Origin of the sequence: Arthrobacter sp. E44 (assembly GCF_041877125.1) — a bacterium.
Lineage (GTDB): Bacteria > Actinomycetota > Actinomycetes > Actinomycetales > Micrococcaceae > Arthrobacter.
In genome coordinates this window covers 1-18,481 of record NZ_JBHDJA010000025.1, presented here as the reverse complement: position 1 = coordinate 18,481, position 18,481 = coordinate 1, and the positions used below count along the sequence as shown (strand labels likewise).

General features: G+C 65.3%; 17 protein-coding genes and 2 pseudogenes. 3 read left to right on the top strand and 16 right to left on the bottom strand.

Translation table 11 applies throughout. The features are described from left to right. The first annotated feature begins 125 nt into the window (after positions 1-125). On the top strand, positions 126-1,142 hold the full coding sequence (locus tag ACETK3_RS18220) for an ATP-dependent DNA ligase (RefSeq protein ID WP_306971984.1): 1,017 nt from the start codon (positions 126-128) through the stop codon (positions 1,140-1,142). A gap of 26 nt (positions 1,143-1,168) precedes the next feature. Here ACETK3_RS18220 and ACETK3_RS18215 read toward each other — a convergent pair whose 3' ends face one another. The 16 genes and pseudogenes from ACETK3_RS18215 to arsB all read right to left on the bottom strand — a co-directional run bounded on the left by ACETK3_RS18215 (position 1,169) and on the right by arsB (position 17,260). Next, positions 1,169-2,422: an APC family permease gene (locus ACETK3_RS18215; protein WP_094180404.1), complete on the bottom strand. Its 1,254-nt coding sequence runs from the start codon at positions 2,420-2,422 to the stop codon at positions 1,169-1,171. Continuing rightward, positions 2,415-2,735 (bottom strand): PadR family transcriptional regulator, encoded by a 321-nt coding sequence (locus ACETK3_RS18210; protein WP_094180403.1) that lies wholly within the window; start codon positions 2,733-2,735, stop codon positions 2,415-2,417. Before ACETK3_RS18210 ends, ACETK3_RS18215 begins: the two co-directional genes overlap by 8 nt. A 123-nt stretch (positions 2,736-2,858) precedes the next feature. Then, positions 2,859-3,677: an IS21-like element helper ATPase IstB gene (gene istB / locus ACETK3_RS18205; RefSeq protein WP_373993306.1), complete on the bottom strand. Its 819-nt coding sequence runs from the start codon at positions 3,675-3,677 to the stop codon at positions 2,859-2,861. Continuing rightward, positions 3,674-4,651 (bottom strand): annotated as a pseudogene (locus ACETK3_RS18200) (IS21 family transposase); the annotation flags it as partial. The gene istB and the pseudogene ACETK3_RS18200, both read right to left, overlap by 4 nt. Positions 4,652-4,697: 46 nt before the next feature. After that, complete coding sequence (locus ACETK3_RS18195) at positions 4,698-7,133, bottom strand: site-specific integrase (protein WP_028264595.1); 2,436 nt, start codon at positions 7,131-7,133, stop codon at positions 4,698-4,700. A 2-nt stretch (positions 7,134-7,135) separates the two neighbouring features. Continuing rightward, complete coding sequence (locus ACETK3_RS18190; RefSeq protein ID WP_028264596.1) at positions 7,136-8,347, bottom strand: site-specific integrase; 1,212 nt, start codon at positions 8,345-8,347, stop codon at positions 7,136-7,138. Positions 8,348-8,418: 71 nt separating this feature from the next. Further along, positions 8,419-9,123, bottom strand: a pseudogene (istA, locus tag ACETK3_RS18185) (IS21 family transposase); the annotation flags it as partial. A 344-nt stretch (positions 9,124-9,467) separates the two neighbouring features. Further along, positions 9,468-9,944, bottom strand: a complete 477-nt coding sequence (locus tag ACETK3_RS18180) for a universal stress protein (protein WP_237429433.1) — start codon at positions 9,942-9,944, stop codon at positions 9,468-9,470. Next, positions 9,934-11,154, bottom strand: a complete 1,221-nt coding sequence (locus ACETK3_RS18175; RefSeq protein ID WP_237429432.1) for an MFS transporter — start codon at positions 11,152-11,154, stop codon at positions 9,934-9,936. Before ACETK3_RS18175 ends, ACETK3_RS18180 begins: the two co-directional genes overlap by 11 nt. Before the next feature lie 3 nt (positions 11,155-11,157). Next, a complete protein-coding gene (locus tag ACETK3_RS18170; protein WP_237429431.1) occupies positions 11,158-11,589 on the bottom strand; it encodes a low molecular weight phosphatase family protein in 432 nt (143 codons plus the stop codon). Further along, on the bottom strand, positions 11,586-12,245 hold the full coding sequence (locus ACETK3_RS18165) for an arsenate reductase ArsC (protein ID WP_237429430.1): 660 nt from the start codon (positions 12,243-12,245) through the stop codon (positions 11,586-11,588). The genes ACETK3_RS18170 and ACETK3_RS18165 overlap by 4 nt, the downstream gene beginning before the upstream one ends. 30 nt (positions 12,246-12,275) lie before the next feature. Continuing rightward, a complete protein-coding gene (locus ACETK3_RS18160; RefSeq protein WP_237429429.1) occupies positions 12,276-13,664 on the bottom strand; it encodes an FAD-dependent oxidoreductase in 1,389 nt (462 codons plus the stop codon). 184 nt (positions 13,665-13,848) lie between these two features. Next, positions 13,849-14,847 (bottom strand): thioredoxin-disulfide reductase, encoded by a 999-nt coding sequence (gene trxB / locus ACETK3_RS18155; RefSeq protein ID WP_237429428.1) that lies wholly within the window; start codon positions 14,845-14,847, stop codon positions 13,849-13,851. A 29-nt stretch (positions 14,848-14,876) separates the two neighbouring features. Then, entirely contained in the window at positions 14,877-15,299 is a 423-nt protein-coding gene (locus ACETK3_RS18150) for an arsenate reductase ArsC (RefSeq protein WP_237429427.1), read from the bottom strand. 129 nt (positions 15,300-15,428) lie between these two features. Then, positions 15,429-16,103, bottom strand: coding sequence for a helix-turn-helix domain-containing protein (locus ACETK3_RS18145; protein WP_237429426.1), 675 nt, complete (start codon positions 16,101-16,103; stop codon positions 15,429-15,431). 56 nt (positions 16,104-16,159) lie between these two features. Then, positions 16,160-17,260 carry an ACR3 family arsenite efflux transporter gene (arsB, locus tag ACETK3_RS18140; protein WP_306971849.1) on the bottom strand — a complete coding sequence of 367 codons (1,101 nt, stop codon included), beginning with the start codon at positions 17,258-17,260 and terminating at the stop codon, positions 16,160-16,162. Between the two features lie 97 nt (positions 17,261-17,357). On the opposite strand from arsB, the gene ACETK3_RS18135 reads away from it, so the two are divergent. Both ACETK3_RS18135 and ACETK3_RS18130 read left to right on the top strand, forming a co-directional pair. Continuing rightward, entirely contained in the window at positions 17,358-17,708 is a 351-nt protein-coding gene (locus ACETK3_RS18135; RefSeq protein ID WP_237429425.1) for a helix-turn-helix transcriptional regulator, read from the top strand. A 199-nt stretch (positions 17,709-17,907) separates the two neighbouring features. Beyond that, positions 17,908-18,366, top strand: a complete 459-nt coding sequence (locus ACETK3_RS18130; protein ID WP_237429424.1) for a DinB family protein — start codon at positions 17,908-17,910, stop codon at positions 18,364-18,366. The last annotated feature ends 115 nt before the right edge of the window (positions 18,367-18,481 follow it).

Genomic DNA, 18,481 nt, shown 5'->3' with positions numbered 1-18,481 from the left:
GATAATCCGGCATACGTCGGATTCACAGCTGCGGACCTTTGAACTGCGCCGTGAACCCCTCGCTGAGCAGTGGCTGCTGGAGGCCATCACTGACATCTGAGCCAGCTCCTGCGTAGCGTAGGGCCATGGAAATCAGGGCCGGGCTACCGGCAGGGCTTACCCCGCCGGTCAAAGTTGCACTGGCCCGCGCCATCGACAAGATGCCCCGCCGAGATGCAGCACACGGGGACCTGCTTTTTGAACCCAAGTGGGACGGGTACAGGTGCGTCACGGTCCGGGATGAAGCCGGAGCCACGCTGTGGTCCCGGCAGGGGAAGGAACTGACGGGGTACTTCCCCGAACTTTGTTCGGCGGTGGCTGCGGCCGTTCCTCCGGGATGCGTGATCGACGGCGAAGCCGTGGTCTGGAGCAAGGGCCGGCTTAACTTCGACGCACTGCAGCAGCGTCTGGGCGCCGGGCCAAAAACTCTTCCCGGCCTGGTGGCAGCAGCGCCGGCCAATTACGTGGCGTTCGATGTGCTGGCCGTTGCGGGTCATGACGCGCGGGACCTGCCCTTGTCCCAGCGGCGGGCGCTCCTTGAAGAACTGGCCAACGGGTGGGAGCCGCCGCTGTCCCTCTCCCCCACCACCACGGACCATAGTGTTGCCGAGCAGTGGTTCGAAGACCTGCCCCATACCGGGATCGAGGGGCTGGTCATCAAGAGCACGAATCAGGCGTACACGCCCGGTGTCCGCTCCTGGTTGAAGCTCAAGCACAGGGAAACCGTGGAAATCATTTGCGGCGCGGTGATCGGGCCGATAACCCAACCCTCTGAGGTCGTTGCCGGCCTCGTCCTGGACGGCGAGCTGCGGATCGTGGGCCGGTCCACGCCGCTTAAGGCGAGGGAGGGCAGGGAGCTGGCACGGTGGCTTCACCCTCCGAAGGGCGAGCATCCTTGGCCAACCAGTGTGAAAGGTACGGCCCTGGACAGGTTCAACAGGGACAAGGAACCCGTGGCACTGACTTTGGTGGAACCGGTGGTTGTTGAAGTCTCCGCCGACACTGCGTGGTCCGGCAGGTCCTTCCGGCACCCCTTACGGGTGCTCAGGGCCCGGCCGGAGCTGGATCCGTCTGAGTATGTCAACTATTTTTGGCCCCGTTAGGGCGGCCATATCCGGCCCCGTCCGGGTCAGGATTTTCTGCTTAGCCTGACCAGGCGCAGGATGATTCCTGCCGCGAACATGAGGATGCCGAGCACCACAGACAGCGGCGGGAGGGTGGTAACCAGGGCAACGCATGCCACGGCGCCAAGTACTTGCAGTGCTTTGGGATAACGGCGGTCCGTGTCCGGCTGCGTGAAAGCGGCGATGTTGGCGACCAGGTAGTAGATCAGCACGCCGAACGAGGAGAAACCGATCGCGCCTCGCAGGTCGGCGACGGAGATGATCGCGCAGATCACCACGGCCAGGGTGGTCTCGGCCCGGTGGGGAACTTTGTAGCGGGGGTGGACGGCGGAGAGCCAGTGCGGAAGGTCGTGTTCGCGGGCCATGGCCAGGCTGGTTCGTCCCAGCCCGGCAATGAGGGCCAGCAGGGCGCCCAGTGCCGCGACAGCTGCTCCTGCCCGGACTACGGGGCCAGCCCATGACATCGACCCGGCTTCTACCGCGGCGGCGAGGGGTGTGGGGTTGGTTGCCACTCCTTCGGGGCCGATGGTCGCCAGGAGGGTGACGGCAATGACGGCGTAGACGATGATGGTGATGCCCAGGGCGATACCGATAGCGCGGGGGATGGTGCGTTTGGGGTCACGGACTTCTTCGCCCATGGTCGCGATTCTGGCGTAGCCGGCGAAGGCGAAGAACAACAGCCCCGCGGATTGCAGGATCCCGTACCAGCCGTGAGCCAGCAGCCCGTCCCCGAGAATCCTTGCCGGGTCCGGGGAGGAGCCTCCCCAGCAGGCCGCAACGGCGATCGCGAGGGCTGCCAGCACGGCGACGACGAGGATGCGGGTCAGCCCGGCTGTCCTTGTTACGCCGTGGTAGTTCACGGCGGCGAGAACGATCACGGCGGCGATGGCCACGGGACGTTCCCACCCTGCCGGGGCGGCGTAGGCGGCGAAGGTCATGGCCATGGCCGCGGCGCTGGCGGTTTTGCCGATCACGAATCCCCACCCTGCCAGGAATCCGGACCAGGGACCGAGCCGTTCACGGCCGTAGACGTAGGTTCCGCCTGAGGTCGGGTAGACGGCGGCGAGCTGGGAGGAGGATGTGGCGTTGCAGAACGCCACGAAGGCCGCGACGACCAGACCAACCAGCAGGCCGGACCCTGCCGCGGCCGCTGCAGGGGTGAATGCCGCGAACACACCGGCGCCGATCATCGAGCCAAGACCGATGACGGACGCGTCGAATGTTCCCAACCGGCGGGCCAGGGCCTGAGGGTTACTCATACGGGTTCTCCTTCGGGGACGTGGGGAGGACTTCGGCGGCGAGTTCAGCAATGGACCTGCGGCCTTCAGCCAGGGCGTCAAGGCCTGCTGTCGTAGCCCGGTAGACGCGGCGGGGCCTGCCGCCGACTACTTCCTGGCGGGAGACCAGCAGGCCGTCCTGCTCCATCCGGTGCAGTGTCGGATACAGGGTTCCGGGAGAAATGGAATACCCGTGGTTGGCCAGCTCTTCGGACATCCAGGCGCCGTGGATGTCTTCCTCGGCGGCGTGGTGGAGGATGTGGAGTCGCACGGCTGCACGCATCAATTCACGCATCGCACTCCCAATGTCGAATACAGATATCGAAATCCGATATCTGGTCTGGGTTCTACGATACCTCCGCTCCGCGTCTTCTCCGAGCCCGAGGACACGTTCTCGGACGGAGGGCCTGGACCGCGCTTACTGGCCCTGGGCCGTTGCGAGACTGCGGGCGAGTCGGTAAGAGTCAGTGCCGGTTTCGATGATGGTGCCGTTGAATGTCAGACGGTCCACGATGGCTGCACAGAGTCGTGGATCCGTAAATGTCTTGGTCCAGCCGGAGAACGACTCGTTGCTGGCGATGGCCACGGAGTTCTTTTCTTCGCGTTCGGTGAGGACCTGGAACAACAGCTCTGCACCGCGCCGGTCCAGTTCCATATAGCCAAGTTCGTCAATACACAACAAGTCCACGCGCCCGTAGCGGGCAATGGTCTTGGCCAAGACTTTCTCATCAGAGGCCTCGACGAGTTCGTTCACGAGCCGGGTGGCGAGGGTGTATTTGACCCGGTAGCCCTTCTCGGCCGCTGCGGTGCCGAGCCCGATGAGCAGGTGGGATTTACCGGTCCCGGAATCGCCGATGAGACAGAGGGGCGCGCCTTTGCGGATCCAGTCCCCGGTGGCCAGCGTGTGGATCGTGGCGGGGTTAATATTTGGGTTCGCGTCGAAATCGAAATCCCCGAGCCACTTATCCCGCGGGAAGCCCGCGGCTTTGACCCTGCGGATGGAGGAGCGCCGGTCCCGGTCATCACACTCGGCCAGCAACAGCTCCGCCAGGAACCCCTGATAGGACAGTTGTTCCTTCCCCGCGACGGTGAGGGCTTCGTCCAGGACGGCCCGGATCGTTGGCAGCCGGAGCCGCCGGCAGGCCTGGTCCACGGCCGCGACCGCCGCCTGCTCGGTCAGGCCACGCCGCCGGCGCAGGGTCGGAGTGATGCTTGTTCCAGGGACGCTGGGGCTCATGAGATGTTCTCCTTCGACACTGTTCCTTCGGTATGGGTGCGTTTGGCCAGCAGCTCGTCATAGGCGCTGATCGAGGGCATTGGCCGGGTGTCCGGCGGGAGTCCTGCGATGACCGCGGCGGGGTCCATGAGACGGCGCTGGGTAAGACTGACAACCCGTTGCACATTCACTTCCACATGAGCACCGGGATGACTATCCGAACCGGGCCCACCCGCGGGGATGTTTGAGGCGTGTCTACGGGCTTCGACCGCGACGACGTCGGCGCCGACAGCACCCACTCCTAGGGCAGCGGCGATCCCCGCCTGGATGTCGCCGGGGTCCATGGAGCGGTGGAGCAGCAGGACATCGATGAGTTCACGGGTCCCGTCCGCATCGCCGTTGACGCGCCGGGAGGCAGCCCAGAAAGCCTCGTGCGCGCTGGTGAACGCGCCGGACTCCCGCGCCCTGGCCAGCGCGGTGGAACCGGGCAGCGCGCCGGGTTTGGCCTTGAGGACCTCCAGGTAGTGGTCCAGTTGCACGGATTGTCCGTTCTTGGCCACGATCCGTTGATGCCTAGCGGCCACGGCACGGCCGTCGAACACCACGACCTCAGATGCCCGCAAGGACACCCGGACCCTTCTGCCGATGAGCCGGGCCGGGACGGAATACTTCACCATCCGCACCGTGATCATCGAAGACCGGTCCACCCGCGGCGTCAGCACCAGACCCGGGTCGAAAACCTCTCCGGGCAGCGGAGCCAGGAACGGCTGCTCGTCGGTGAAGTCCTGGCCGATGGTGCGGATCCGGTCATTGATCCGCCGGCGGTCGTCCCAGGCTTCCCACTCCCGGATCCGGTCGTTGAGCTCGCCCAGGCATTCAGCAACAGGCATTGGGGAAAGCCGGTTGCGGCGGAACCAGCCCACTTCGCCCTCGACCCCGCCCTTCTCGTGGGCTCCGGCGATGCCGGGCTGGCAGTAGAAGGCATCGAAGCCGTATTCTCTGAACTCGCTCGAAAGGGATGGCTGGCGCTGTCGGTGATGATCAAATTTTCTTGGCGGAGGGCAACCCGAGAGAGACAGTCGGTTGGCCCGTCCGGCGCCGTTGAGCCTGGGCGAGTTTGTCTTCGGCTCCTGCGAGACTGACTTGCAGGCCTTCGATCTCGCCGATCCATCCTTCCCGTTCAGCCTCGGCGATGCGGGCAAGGAGGTTGTCGCGGATCTCGAGGAGCCGGCCATGCTGGGCAGGGTCGGGCCAAAGCATCGGGCAGCGGATGCAGGCGTGCTCGTGGATGCAAGGTGTTCCGAACGCTCGTCCGCAGGTCCCGGCCGCGACTTTGCGTTTCTCGAAGTGCCCGAGGAACTCTTTCCATTCTTCTTCGGTGGGGGTGCGGTATTCCTCGCTGGGCCGTAGCGACCGTCTGCGGGCGAGGAATGCCAGGTGGGCGTCGATGGCCTCGGTGGGGTAGACGGCCTTGTAGCCCATGGTGACGTTGATGTCTCGGTGGCCGGCAATGATCTGCGCGATGTGTGGCGGCAGCCCACTGAGGACGGCTTCGGTGATGAACAGCCTTCTAAAGTCGTGCGGTGTGAAGTGCAGCGGTTCTCCCGTGACGGGATTGACCAGGCCGGAATGTTCCAAGGCTGCGGTGAGCAGTTTGCGGATCAGTCCCGCGCTCATCGCGCGGTGCTCGCCCACGACGCGGCGCTGGAAAAGGAGAGGCGCCGCTGGTCTCCAGACTCGCTCGTGGTCGTCGTATGCTTCGACCAGCGGAATGGCTCCGGTCTTCGGGTTCTGGACGCGGCGGATGATCAGGCTGAGGACGTCGGCTAGTTCGGGACTGACCACCAGCAGCCGCTCGGTATCGGTCTTTGACGGCGCGATCTGCAGCAAGGGAACGATTTCTCCGGTGGTGGGCAGCCGGTATTGGATCAGACTGTGGTGGGACAGTTCGGTGAGTTCCTCGACGCGGATCCCGGTAGCCCGAAGGGTCTCGACGGCGGCGAAAGCCCAGAACGCGTGTTCTTCCTCGCGACCCAAATCGCGCCGCTGACCGGTGTCGGGTTCGACTGCCCAGATCTTCACGGCAGCCGCTCGGGATGGAGCCACTCGCATCAGGTTTTGACCGGCCGCGGTGAACGTCGCTCCCGGGGCCGTCCGGGTTGCTGATTCGAACAGTTCGGCGGCTTCCTTCCGGCGCCGGTTCACGCTCTCGACCAGGACTGGCAGGACCGGTAGGCGTTCTCGCGTGCGGGCGTCCATGCGGGACTTCAGGTGGCGCTTGGCCTTCCGGCGGTCGATCTCCTCCCTTCCGATCGGGCAAGGGGCGACCCAGTGCGCCCAGCGGGCCGGGTCCTCGACGGCCCACTGAGCCAGGTCGAGGTAGAGCGCCCGGACAGGAGTCAGGCATTCGCGGTAACTGACCCGCTCGACTTCGGCATCACGTTTACGGCCATCGGAGTCGGTGACGGAACGGGTGATGGTGCGCAGTCTCCGCTTCCAGGCCGCGGCGACGCCGGCGGGGAGGTCGAGGCTGTCAATGCCCGGGTGATGGCGTTCCAGATCGGCCCAGAACAGCCCCGCCAAGTGGTAGGTGATCGAGGTCAGACTACTGTAGTCGAGGCTTGCCTGGCGTTCCTTGAGGTAAGCGATCAAGAGACCGCGGATGTGGTCGGAAGAGAGTTGGTACTGGTCGATCATCTGTTCGGGGGTTTTCTGTCCGGCGACGCGCAAGTGGCGCAACGTGGCTGGCGCGTCGGGTCCGAAGGAGCCCATCTCGTGCAGCAGCCGGTAGAACAGGCCGGTCGAGCCGATAGTGGTGCCGCGCGTGGAGGCTTCGGCGTCCAATACTTCCACGACATCACCGGGGGTGATGTCGCTGATCGTCCCGCCCATGGCCGAGACCAGCGCGGCGGCGCGGTATAGGTTGCGGGTCAGTGCAGTCTGGGAGACGTTCGGGTCGGCGGTGCATTTGGCCCGGAGTTCGGCGAATCCGGCAGGGTCGCGCATGGCCGCCATAGTCCGGGCCAAGGACCCGGACCCGAATGCCGCGATGCAGAGCCAGGAGAGTGAGGGGCGGATCAGGTCGGCGCCGAATACGATGTGGAGCGAGCGGAGGAACTGTTCGTCATTCCATTGGCTCTCCCTGCCTAGGTTTCGCAGCCAGGCCAGGGGAATCTGCCGCCAGGGCCGACCTGCTGCTTCAACGCCGGTCGCCGACCATCGTTCCTGCCACGTCGCGCCCGGATGCTCGTCAAGCCAGTCCAGAACCCATTGACTGCCCTGACGGGGGATCTTGATGTGATCGCTCGCCTCTACATGTCGCGATCTCATGCGGGTCAACGCTGCGTCCCGGTCCAGCATCGTTGCAGCCCAGCGCGTGGCGGTCGGCCGGGCCCGAAGTGATTCGCTCAGCAGTGGTGCGGTGACCTGCTGGGTACTGCGGTGAGCTTTGGGATCGTCAACGACCAGGACAGTCATAGTCATGACCTTCCGAACAGGATTTGCAGGGTCTCGGGCGCATAGCCCGGTGCCGGCGCTGGAACTGCCCGGCGCTCGGCTTGGCGGGTCTGTTGCTCGTGGTGCTCCAAGACCCGCCGGATTACTTCCTGCTTGCGCGGAGTGAGGTAGATCTGCGTGGTCGTCAGCAGCGCGTGCCCGAGCACGAACTGGACATCGGTCAATGGCAGATTCGGGTCTTCGGCCATCCGGTAGGCCGCCGTATGCCGCAGCCCGTGGAGCGTCGCATCGCTCCCTGCCGCACGGACCGCCCGCTCGAACATTCGGTGCGCCGCATGGTAAGTCAGGGGACGATAGGGCTCCCGGAGCGTCCACCAGATCGGCATCGATCGCCCTTTCGGCAGGCGTCCTTGCATCTCGAGCTCATAGAGCCGGAGCCAAACGAACGCGTCAGTTGAAGCCGGCAGCTCCTGACTCGCCCCCGAGCCTTTCCGGATCACTGTGATCACCTGCCGGCCCGGATCAACACCGCTGCGCAGGGCCGACAACAGCTCCGAGGCCCTGGCCCCGGTGGAGACATAGAAGGCAACCAGCGCACGATCCCGATGTGAGGGCAGGCGCGCAAAGATCTCGTTGAATTTCGCGTCAGGAATGCTGCGCGGGATCCTCGAGGCAAGTCGCGGCCGGAACAGGCCGCTGCGTTCGTTTCGGTGGGGCTCCATTGGATTGTGATGGGCATGCGCACGACCCCCGCGCCGTGGACGCTCCAACGGGAACGGGTTGAGCAGTGGCCCGGTTCCTGTGTCGAGGTGGAAGTCGTAGAACCGGCGCAGCACCGTCTCGGTGTGTGCCCGGACCGCGGGCGAATACGGGACCGGCTTCGCCCGGCGCTTCACTGATTCGCCGGGCCTGCGCCAATGCGATCGTTGCGGCTTGCCCGATACCAGCATCCAGCGGGCGAAGTCACGGGCCTCGACCCGGCTCGCCCGGTTCCAGGCGACGTCGATCTCCCAGAGGAAGCGGAACCACCGCAGCAGGTCCATCCCGTAGGAACGCAGCGTCGAGGCCGATCTGCCTGCCGCCTGCAACTCGTCGAAGAACGCCGATACCGCCGCGATCGGTGCGCCTCCGGCATCAACTAGCCGACACGGCCGACACAGGTCCCCTGTGCTTTCAACCGCCCCTACCAGCGGCACCGACAGTCGAGCCAGGTCTCTGTCCACGTCTTCGCTCATCACAAGACAGACCGTAGTCAGCGAACCAGAATCTAGGCGTCAACCAGCACAAACGCGTGTCGTAGTTCAGTAAACGGGTAGAACGAGCGGAACAACACCCACCGATCGTTCTCCACACGGTTCCGGCCCTGCCCGAACACCACGGCACTGACCGCGCTGGTGAGATTGTCGTAGCGGATGTGCTTCGTTGGGATGCCGCCCAAAACTTGGAAGGCGGCGATGTGGCCTTCCAGAAACGCTTCCTGGGCCTGTGTCGGGTAAATCCGGTGGATCGCCTTGCCGGAATGGGATAACCGGAAGACGAACATATGACACTTCGTCTTCACACCATTCAGGACCACCCAGACTTCACCGAAATCCACCTCCGCCTCCGCACCCGGGGCATGCTCCTGCGGGACGAATACTTCAACCCGGCGGCCGGCCTCCACATCGATCTGAGCCCGACGGACCCGCACATAGTCACGCACGGTCGAATACGACAACTCCTCCGCCCCGCGCTCCTCAATGAGCCGGGCCAGAATCCGGCGGGCAGTATGGCGTTGCTTCCGTGGCGCCGTCGTATCCTCGGTCAGCATGGCATCGATCGCAGGCTTGAACGGCTCCAACCGCCAGGCCACGCCTTGTCGTGGTTTGCGTTCGGGAGGGGAAGCAGATTCCAGAGCCTGTCTCACAGTCCTTCGGTGAACCCTGTGCCTAGCCGCTAGTGCACGGACCGAGAGGCCCTCGACCCGGGCATCCCTTCGGATCTGCGCGAACAACTCCACTCTCGACTCCATCCAGACCAGCCTTCCGCCGCATCCATACACTGATGAATCCAAGGTTGAAGGTGGGGCCACATATAACCGTCACAAGGTGCCCGGCGAGTCATGAAGTGGGGCCAGAGATAACCGTCCTACCGGGGCCATTCAAACCTGTCACAGTCATCCGTCCGAGGTGAGGATCCCTGCGGCATTGAACGGCCAGCGTTGAGTTGCTTGGACGGCGCCACCTGCCCGCAATGGGCATAAACCGCCCAGGACGAGTTGTGTCCGCCGGAAGAGGACTTCCGGGGCGCCCCTTTTCCTGGCCGCCCGGTCCGGGGAAAGACCAGAAGCCAGGCGTCGTGACCGCCAGAGTTTGGCTATTTTTCGTTGGGAACGATGAGGACTGGACGTTTCTGTCGGCGGGCCAAGGATCCTGAGATGGACCCTTCGAGGATCCTGTCCATCCTTCCCAGTGGTCCTTGGCGGTCAGCTCCGACGATCAGCAGGCAAGCTCCAGTGTTTTCGGCCAGGCGGCATAGTGCCTTGGAAACGTCACCGTTGAGCACACGGAAGGACCATTGCTTTCCGGGCGGCCCCAGGAGTGATTCCAGGCGGTGCCGCAGTTCGTCGGCCGGATATTGGGCCTCTTCATTAGGGGCTGGTTCGAGGGACTGCGCGGTCCTGGACGGACCCGGTTCCCATTCCGTGAGGTAACCGGCCGGGTCGACGAAGGCACAGATAAGATGTCGTCCCAGCGCGGTCGCCAGCTCCGCCGCAGTGTGGATTAGGTGGGGGGAAAAGGTCCATTTGACGCCCAGCACGATGGGCCCGGTGATCCATCCTTTATCGTCCATGTCGCTGTCCTTGGCGGATGCGGAGTGGACCCAGGACAGTCAGGCCCGCGGCCATCCCTGCAGCGGCTGCCATGGCGTAGGCCATGGCTGTGTAGCTGCCAAGCAGGCCGGCCAGTGCGGAGCCTGCTGCGGGGGCGAGGGCGGTGATGATGGTGAGGGGTGCGGCGAACGTGCCCTGCAGGAGCCCGAGGCTGGTGCTTCCCCATCTGTCGGCGACGAGGGTGGCCTGCAGCAGTGTCTGGCAGCCGCGGACGGCACCGGCGAGCATGCCGGCGGCGATCAGCAGGGGCGCCGGTCCTGGCAGGAGAGCCAGGAGAAGGATGGCGCCGGTGGCAGTTCCGCTGACGGCGATGATGCGCGTCGTGGCGGGAATGGCGGCGAAGAGCATGCGTCCGGCTACTTGTCCTGCCCCGACGAGTCCGAGGCCGACCGCGGCCGCGGTGTGGTCGGCGCCTTTTTCCATGAGCAGCGGGATGATGTTCAGCGTCACGGTGTACAGGCCGAGGCTGAGCAGGACCATGAGTGCCTGCAGTCCCAGGAATTCCGGGCTGCGCCGGATGGACCGGACACGCGCCCTGTCACCAGCTGGTGATAATCCCGGCTCAACGTGCCGCCATGCTCTGTTCAGGCAGCGGGCGTGCAGCGGAACGGTGACCAGCACCAGCACGCCGGCGAGGATGAGGAAAGCAGCGCGCCACCCAAAGGTTGAGCACAGCGCCGCCGTGAGCGGGGCGAATATCGTGGACGCGAAACCGGCGACGAGGGTCAGGATCGTCAGCGGCCTGACCCGGGCCGGGCCGTACCAGCGGCTGATCACGGTGAAGGCTGACTGATACAGCACCGCTGCCTGCGCGGTCCCGGCCAGCAGCCACGCCGCCGTGAAAACGGGCAGGTTGGGTGCGGCACTGACCAGGACCAATGCCAGGGCTCCGAGCAGCGAACCGCCGGCCATCAGGTGGCGGGGGCCGGTCCTGTCCAGGATTCGGCCGACCGCGATTCCCGCGGCCGCGGACACCACGAGCCCGGCAGAAAACGCCGCGGTGACCAGGGCCGCGTCCCAGCCGGTGTCCTCGCTGATGGGCCGGACTGCCGCCAGCAGCGCGTAGTAGAGCACACCCCAGGCCGTGGTCTGCGTGATGCAGAGCGCGGCCAGGCCGCCGCGGGGTGCACCCTCCGCGACCAGTTCCTGTACCGGCGCCTGGGCGGACATCGCCTAGTTCCCGGTGAGCTCCGTGTAGAGCTTCTGGACCCGGTTCTTGATGTCGTCCCGGACCAGGCGCATGCGTTCCATGCCTTCAATGCCCCGTTCGGAGGGCTCGTCGGTCTCCCAGACTTCAAACCGGGTGCCCTCGTGGGGTTCGAGCTTCGCTTCGGTGCCCAGGACGACGACGGCGTCGACCGTGTCCAGGACCTCCTCGGTGACCGGTTTGGGGTGTTCACCGGTGATGTCGATGCCGAGCTCGGTCAAGGATTCCACGGCCTGGGGGTTGAGGTCCTTGCCGGGTTTGGTGCCGGCGGAGTACACGGCAATGGTGTCTCCGGCGAGGTCGCGCATGAGTCCGGCGGCGAGCTGGGATTTGCCGCCGTTTTTGCTGCAGACGAAGAGCACTGCAGGCCTGTGCTGGCCGGGTGTTTCGGTGGTCATGGGTGCGTTGTTTCCTTTGTGAGTGAGTCGACCAGGGTTTTAACCCGGTCGTGGATCTGGTCGCGGATTTCCCGGACTCTGTCGAGGGGCTGCTCTGCGGGGTCCGGCAGGTCCCAGTCCTCGTAGCGCTTGCCCGGGTAGATGGGGCAGGAGTCGCCGCAGCCCATCGTGATGACCACGTCCGAGGCCCTAACGACGTCGTCGGTGAGGGGCTTGGGGTAGTTCCGGGTCAGGTCCAGGCCCATCTCGGACATCACTGCGACGACGGCGGGATCCAGCTCCGCCGCCGGGAGGGAACCGGCCGAGCGGACGTGGATCCTTCCTTTCGCTTCGACGGTGAGCAGCGCGGCGGCCATCTGGGACCGGCCGGCGTTCTGTACGCAGACGAACAGAACCTCGGGTACCTCGGAGGCGATGGCGCCCTTGGACTTGGCAAGGGCGGCGAGCCGGTCGCCGGCGAAGTGTTCGGTCGTGGCGGGCAGGTAGCTGCTGATTTTTGCCGTCCGGGCCAGCGCGGCGTAGGACTCGAAGACATACCGCTCCACCGTTTCGGCCGCGAAAATGCCATGGAATTTCTCGCCGAGGCGGGCGCTGATGCGGTGCAGGATTTCGGTGTTGTCCTGCAGCCCGAGGCTGGTCTCACGGTTCTCAGTCATGGCAGCAATCCAGTTGTTTTCGGTGCGGGGTCAGTTGATTCCGGAACGGCCGTGGGCCAGCCCGGTGGGAAAGCCGACGAGTACCGGTTCGGGTGCAGCGCAGCACCCGCTCTCCTCCGCTGCCCCTCCGGTTGCCTTGGCGGTGGTTGTGGGGACGTCGCAGCTGGTGCCGGCGTCCGTGGAGCAGACCCCGGTCTCGGGCAGCTCGAGGTGGACGGTATCGGCGGCGTCGTGGTCCCCGGCCAGGGCGGCGACGACAGAGCGGACCTGTTCGTAGCCGGTGGCCAGCAGGAAGGTGGGGGCCCGGCCGTAGGACTTCATCCCGACAATGTAGAAGTCCTTGTCGGGATGGGCCAGCAGTCGCGCCCCATGGGGCGGGACGGTGCCGCAGGAGTGGAATTCGGGGTCGATCAGGGGGCCGAGCTCCACCGGGGCTTCGACGGCCGGGTCCAGGTTGAGCCGGAGTTCGCGCAGGATGTCCAGGTCAGGGCGGAAGCCGGTGCACGGCACGATGACGTCAGCTTCGATCGTGCGGCCGTCCACGGCCTCGACGATCACGCCGGAGTCGAGGGTTTTGAGGGCGGCGATGCCGAAGCTGGTGTGCAGTTCGATCTTGCCTGCTTCGACGAGGCGCCGGACGCGGCCGCCGAGCTGGCCGCGGGCGGGCAGCCCGTCGGCGTCGCCGCCGCCGTAGACCTTCTCGGCAGTGGCGCCGCGGACTGCCCAGAGGATGCGGGTGTCCGGTTCGTCTTTCGTGAGGTCGGCGAGGCTGATGAGGGTGTTCGCTGCGGAGTGGCCTGCGCCGACGACCAAGACCCGGCGCCCGGCGAACGCTGCACGGTCCCGCCCTGTCACGTCCGGCAGCGGGGCGGAGATCCGGCCCGCAGCGGTGTCTTCGCCGATGGCGGGCAGCCCGGAGGTGCCCAGCGGGTTGCGGCGGGACCACGTGCCGGAGGCGTCGATGACGGCGGCGACGGTGTGGTCGCGGGTTTCTCCGTCGGAGTGCTCAACCCGGACGGTGAAGGGGGTGGTGTCCCGGTCCCGGACATGGGTTTTGTCCAGGCCCTGCCGGGTGACGGCAGTGACGCGGGCACCCACCTGCAGACGCGAGGAAATCTCAGACAGCGCGGCCAGCGGGGCGAGGTAGTTGTCGATGAGTTCGCCACCGTAGGGCAGGGCGGTGGGCCGTGGGGCGATCCAGCCTTCGGCTTCGAGCAGGCGGAGGGCGGCGGCGTCGGTGTTGTAGCGCCAGGGTGAGAAGAGTCGGATGTGGCGCCATTGTTCGATGGCGGCGCCTGCCGTGGGGCCGGCTTCGAAGATGAGGGGTTCCAGGCCGCGTTCGAGCAGGTGCGCGGCGGCCGCGAGGCCGACGGGTCCTGCTCCGATCACGGCGACGGGCAGCGTGTTCTTCTCAGCCATGGTGTTCCTCATTTCCGTTGGTGGCAGTTTGGTTGTGGTGTGAGGTGCCTGCCCGGCCCAGAGGGGGAAAGGGGCCGGGCAGGGCGGTGCGCCTTAGCAGCAGTCCTGGTCGTCGCAGTCAGTGCCGCCGCAGCAGCCGGTGTCTGTAACCATGGGTACTCACCTCCTCCCCGGGGTGGGAGTTTCAGGCGTGACGGGGTTCCTCGACCAGGGCGGTGGCGATGCTGTCGGCATCTTCCAGCGCGGCGAGGTAGCGTTCGGCGTCCAGGGCTGCCGCGCAGCCGGTGCCGGCCGCGGTGATGGCCTGGCGATAGCGGTGGTCCACGGCGTCGCCGCACGCGAACACACCCGGCAGGTTGGTGACCGTGGTCGGTGCATCGACCTTGATGTAGCCGTCGTCGTCCAGGTCCACCTGGCCGGTGAGCAGTTCGGTGCGCGGTACGTGGCCGATGGCCACGAAGATCCCGGTTGCCCCCTGGTGCCGGGTTCCACCGGTGACGGTGTCGGTCAGGGTCACGCCGGTGACCTTTCCGTCGCCGTGGATGGCGGTGACGGCGGAGTTCCAGGCGAAGCTGATCTTGGGGTTGTCCTTGGCCCGTTGGGCCATGATGCGGGAGGCGCGGAGTTCGTTCTTGCGCACGACGACGGTGACGGACTTGCCGAACCGGGTCAGGAACATCGCCTCCTCCATCGCCGAGTCACCGCCGCCGACGACGATGATGTCCTGGTCACGGAAAAAGAACCCGTCGCAGGTCGCGCACCAGGACACACCATGGCCGCTGAACTTCTTCTCCTCCGGCAACCCGAGCTCCTTATACGCGGAGCCGGTGGCCAGGATGACGGCGGGCGCCTCGTAGGTCTCCCCTCCCCCGGTGACCACGCGTTTGAGGTGGCCGGTCAGCTGGACCTCGGTGACGTCGTCAAAGACGACCTTGGCGCCGAACTTCTCTGCCTGCTCCTGCAGCCCGTCCATCAGTTCCGGGCCCTGGATGCCTCCGGGGAAGCCCGGGAAGTTCTCGACCTCGGTGGTGTTCATCAGCGCCCCGCCGGCGGTGACGGAGCCGGCGAGGACCAGGGGGTTCAGGCCGGCACGGGCGGCGTAGATGGCGGCGGTGTAGCCGGCGGGCCCGGATCCGATGATGATCAGCTGTTCGGCGGTGGCCGGTGCGTTGTTGGTGCTCACGGGTGTCGCTCCTGGTGTCCGGGGGCCGGTTACTTGGCGGCGGGGATGAGCGAGTCGATCAGGCCCTCGATGCGGGTCTTGATCTCGTCGCGGATCGGGCGGACCGATTCGACGCCCTTGCCGGCCGGGTCTTCCAGGACCCAGTCCTCGTAGCGCTTGCCCGGGAAGTAGGGGCATTCGTCACCGCAGCCCATGGTGATGACGACGTCGGATTCCTTCACGGCCTCGGTGGTGAGGACCTTGGGAACCTCGGCGGACATGTCGATGCCGACCTCGGCCATCGCCTCGACGGCCGCGGGGTTGATCTTGTCGGCAGGCTGGGACCCGGCGGAACGGACCTCGATCTGGCCCTTGCCGAGGGTGGTCAGGAACGCGGCGGCCATCTGGGAGCGGCCGGCGTTGTGGACGCAGACGAACAGAACGGAGGGCTTCTTGGCGGTTTCAGTGCTCACTGGTTATCTCCTGGAATCAGTTGCTTGGTCTGGGTGGTCATGCCGAACCAATACCCGAAAGACATTGATATTCATCGATGTACTGAGTATCGGCGCATAAATTGATGTTTGTCAATATTTTGAATCGGGTCAGGCTGCCCGCACGCGGAGAGCCAGATCATGGACGCGGCGTGAAATGTCGGCGAAGGCGTCCTCGAACGCGAGGTCATTGTTCAGCCGCAGTGGATCCGGAACCGACCAGTGAATCCCGCGCAGTCCGGAAAGTTCCTCGTGGGCGTTATCGCAAACGGTGACTATCAGGTCTTCATCGAGGGCCACCTGGTCAATACGGCGGGGCAGGGCATCCCGCAGGTCAAGGCCATTGCGGCGCGCTACCTCAACGGCGCCCTGGGCCACGTGCTCCGCGGGATGCGTTCCCGCCGACACCGAGGGAACGGTACTGACATTGCGCCAGAGTGCAGCGGCCAGCTGCGAACGTGCGCTGTTGCGGGTGCAGACGAACAGGACCCGGCGCGCATCATGCTCGCGACCCGGGACCAGGCCATCCAGGGCCGCGGGCGCGAGCTTGAAGTAACTGCGACGCTTGTCGGCTTCGGAGCGCAGCCGCACCGCCAGGCCGGCCTCTTCCAATGTCCGCAGGTGATGGGAGAGCAGGTTGGACGGCATTCCCAACTCGGATTGCAGCTCCTTGGGCGATAGGTCGCCCAGGGTCAGCAGGTCCACGATGCGCAGCCGCGCAGGATCGGCCAGGGCGGCATGCTTGGCTACCCTGGCCTGAAACGTCACTTCTTGATCAATGTTCATTGATTCAATTCTGACTGACCTAATTTGTTCAGTCAATCCGGGCGTCCCTGCGGAGGTTATGCGTTCGTTCCGATGCTGCTGGGGAAGTAGCGCTTGCGGGCCCATAGCGCCGCGTAAACCAGTGCCACGAGGACGGGAACCTCGATCAGCGGCCCGACGACGCCGGCGAGGGCCTGTCCGGAGGTGACGCCGAAGGTGCCAATCGCGACGGCGATGGCGAGCTCGAAGTTGTTCCCTGCCGCCGTGAACGCCAGCGTCGTCGTCTTGGCATAACCAAGGTTCAATAGCCGGCCAAGGACCATGCCCACCCCGAAGACCACGAGGAAGTAAACCAGCAGAGGTACTGCAATGCGGACCACGTCCAGCGGCCTGGAGGTAATCGTGCCGCCCTGCAGCGCAAACAGGAGCGTGATGGTGAACAGCAGTCCGTAGAGAGCCCAGGGTCCAAGCCTGGGCAGGAGCTTGCTTTCGTACCAGTCCCTCCCCTTGGCCTTCTCGCCAACGGTGCGGGTCAGGAAACCGGCCAGCAGCGGGATGCCCAGGAAGATCAACACCGAGAGGGTGATGGCCCAGAACGAGAAATCTGCGCTGGTGGTGGGCAGGCCCAGGAGGGACGGCAGCCATTGGAGGTAGAACCAGCCAAGCGCGCCGAACGCGAGCACCTGGAAGACGGAGTTGATGAACACGAGCACGGCCGCGGATTCGCGGTCACCACAGGCAAGGTCGTTCCAGATCATGACCATGGCGATGCACCGGGCGAGGCCGACAATGATCAGCCCCGTGCGGTACTCGGGAAGGTCCGGGATGAAGATCCACGCGAGGGCGAACATGAACGCCGGAGCCAGGATCCAGTTGATCACCAGCGAGGTGATCATCAGCTTCCGGTCGGCCAGCACCCGGTGCGCCTGATCATAGCGGACCTTGGCGAGGACCGGATACATCATCACGAGAAGGCCGATGGCGATCGGCAGGGACACTTCGCCGACTTTCACGGCCTCCAGCGCAGTGTTCAGACCGGGGATCAGGCTGCCAAGCAGCAGACCAAGCGCCATGGCGGCGATGATCCATACGGGCAGGAAGCGGTCAAGAGTGGAGAGTTTACCTACGACGGCAACTTCTTCCCGGCGTAGGGGTGGGGTATCGGTCCGATTGCTCACGGTTCTCCTGTGCAGCTCGCAATAAATTGACGGGGATCGATATGCGAGTATTCCCGGTTATATCGATGAATGTCAATCTGTGTGCATAATGGGACGCATGAACTCTCTGCAAACTTTTGAGCCCAAGGCCGACACCGCCTGCTGCGTGCCGGCTGACAAGCCGGCGCTGAGCGCTGAAGAAGCACAGCAGAAGGCCCTCGTTTTCAAGGCGCTGGCGGACCCGAGCCGGCTCCGTCTGCTGTCCATCATCAAGGCCTCATCGTCCGGTTCGACCTGCGTATGCGACCTCACCGAGCCCCTGGACCTGAGCCAGCCCACGGTGTCCCATCACCTGAAAATCCTGGTCGAGGCGGGCCTGCTGCTGCGTGAGAAGCGCGGCACCTGGGCCTACTTCTCGCTCGCCCCGGGCGCGCTGGAGGACGTCGCAAACCTCCTGGTCGCCCTGTGAGCGCGACCCTGACGGTCCGGGCCATGGAACCGTCGGACTGGCCTCAGGTCCGGGCCATTCACCAGCACGGCATCGACACCGGGCACGCGACCTTTGAATCCCCCGCCCCCCCGGGTGAGTAGTTTGACCAGTACAGGCTGCCCGGCCACCGTCACGTTGCCGCTTCTGGAACAGCCGGCCGGCTACCGTGGAGGACGAGATGGAATCGAAACAGGAAGAGATCCTAGCCGGCTACCGCCGGGCCCGGACCGACCTTGATGCCTGGCTGACGAACGCCACCACGGCGGACCTCCACCGCAAAAGCAACGGCACCAAATGGACCAACGAAGAACTGCTCTTCCACATGGTCTTCGGCTACATGATCGTCCGCGCACTGCTTCCGCTGGTTCATCTCATCAGCATGCTCCCTGCCCCCGTGGGCAGGGGCTTCGCCGCAATCCTGAACGCGGGCACGCGCCCCTTCGACGTCATCAACTACTGGGGCTCCCGCAGCGCAGCCCTCTACTACAACCACCGCCGGATGAGCCGGAAACTTGAAACCACCATCAACGCCATCACCCGGAGACTGGAACGCGAGAACATTAGATCCCTGGGCAGATCCATGCCATTCCCGGACCGCTGGGATCCCTTCTTCGCCCCCACCATGACCATCTGTTAGCGGCCATGAAAAACTGCCCATAGGCGGCCACGAAAGTGCCCGCTGGCGGCCAGCAGAACTGCCCGCCGGTGGCCATGAGATCTGCCCACTTCCTTACTTGTTCCTGCCGCGTCTT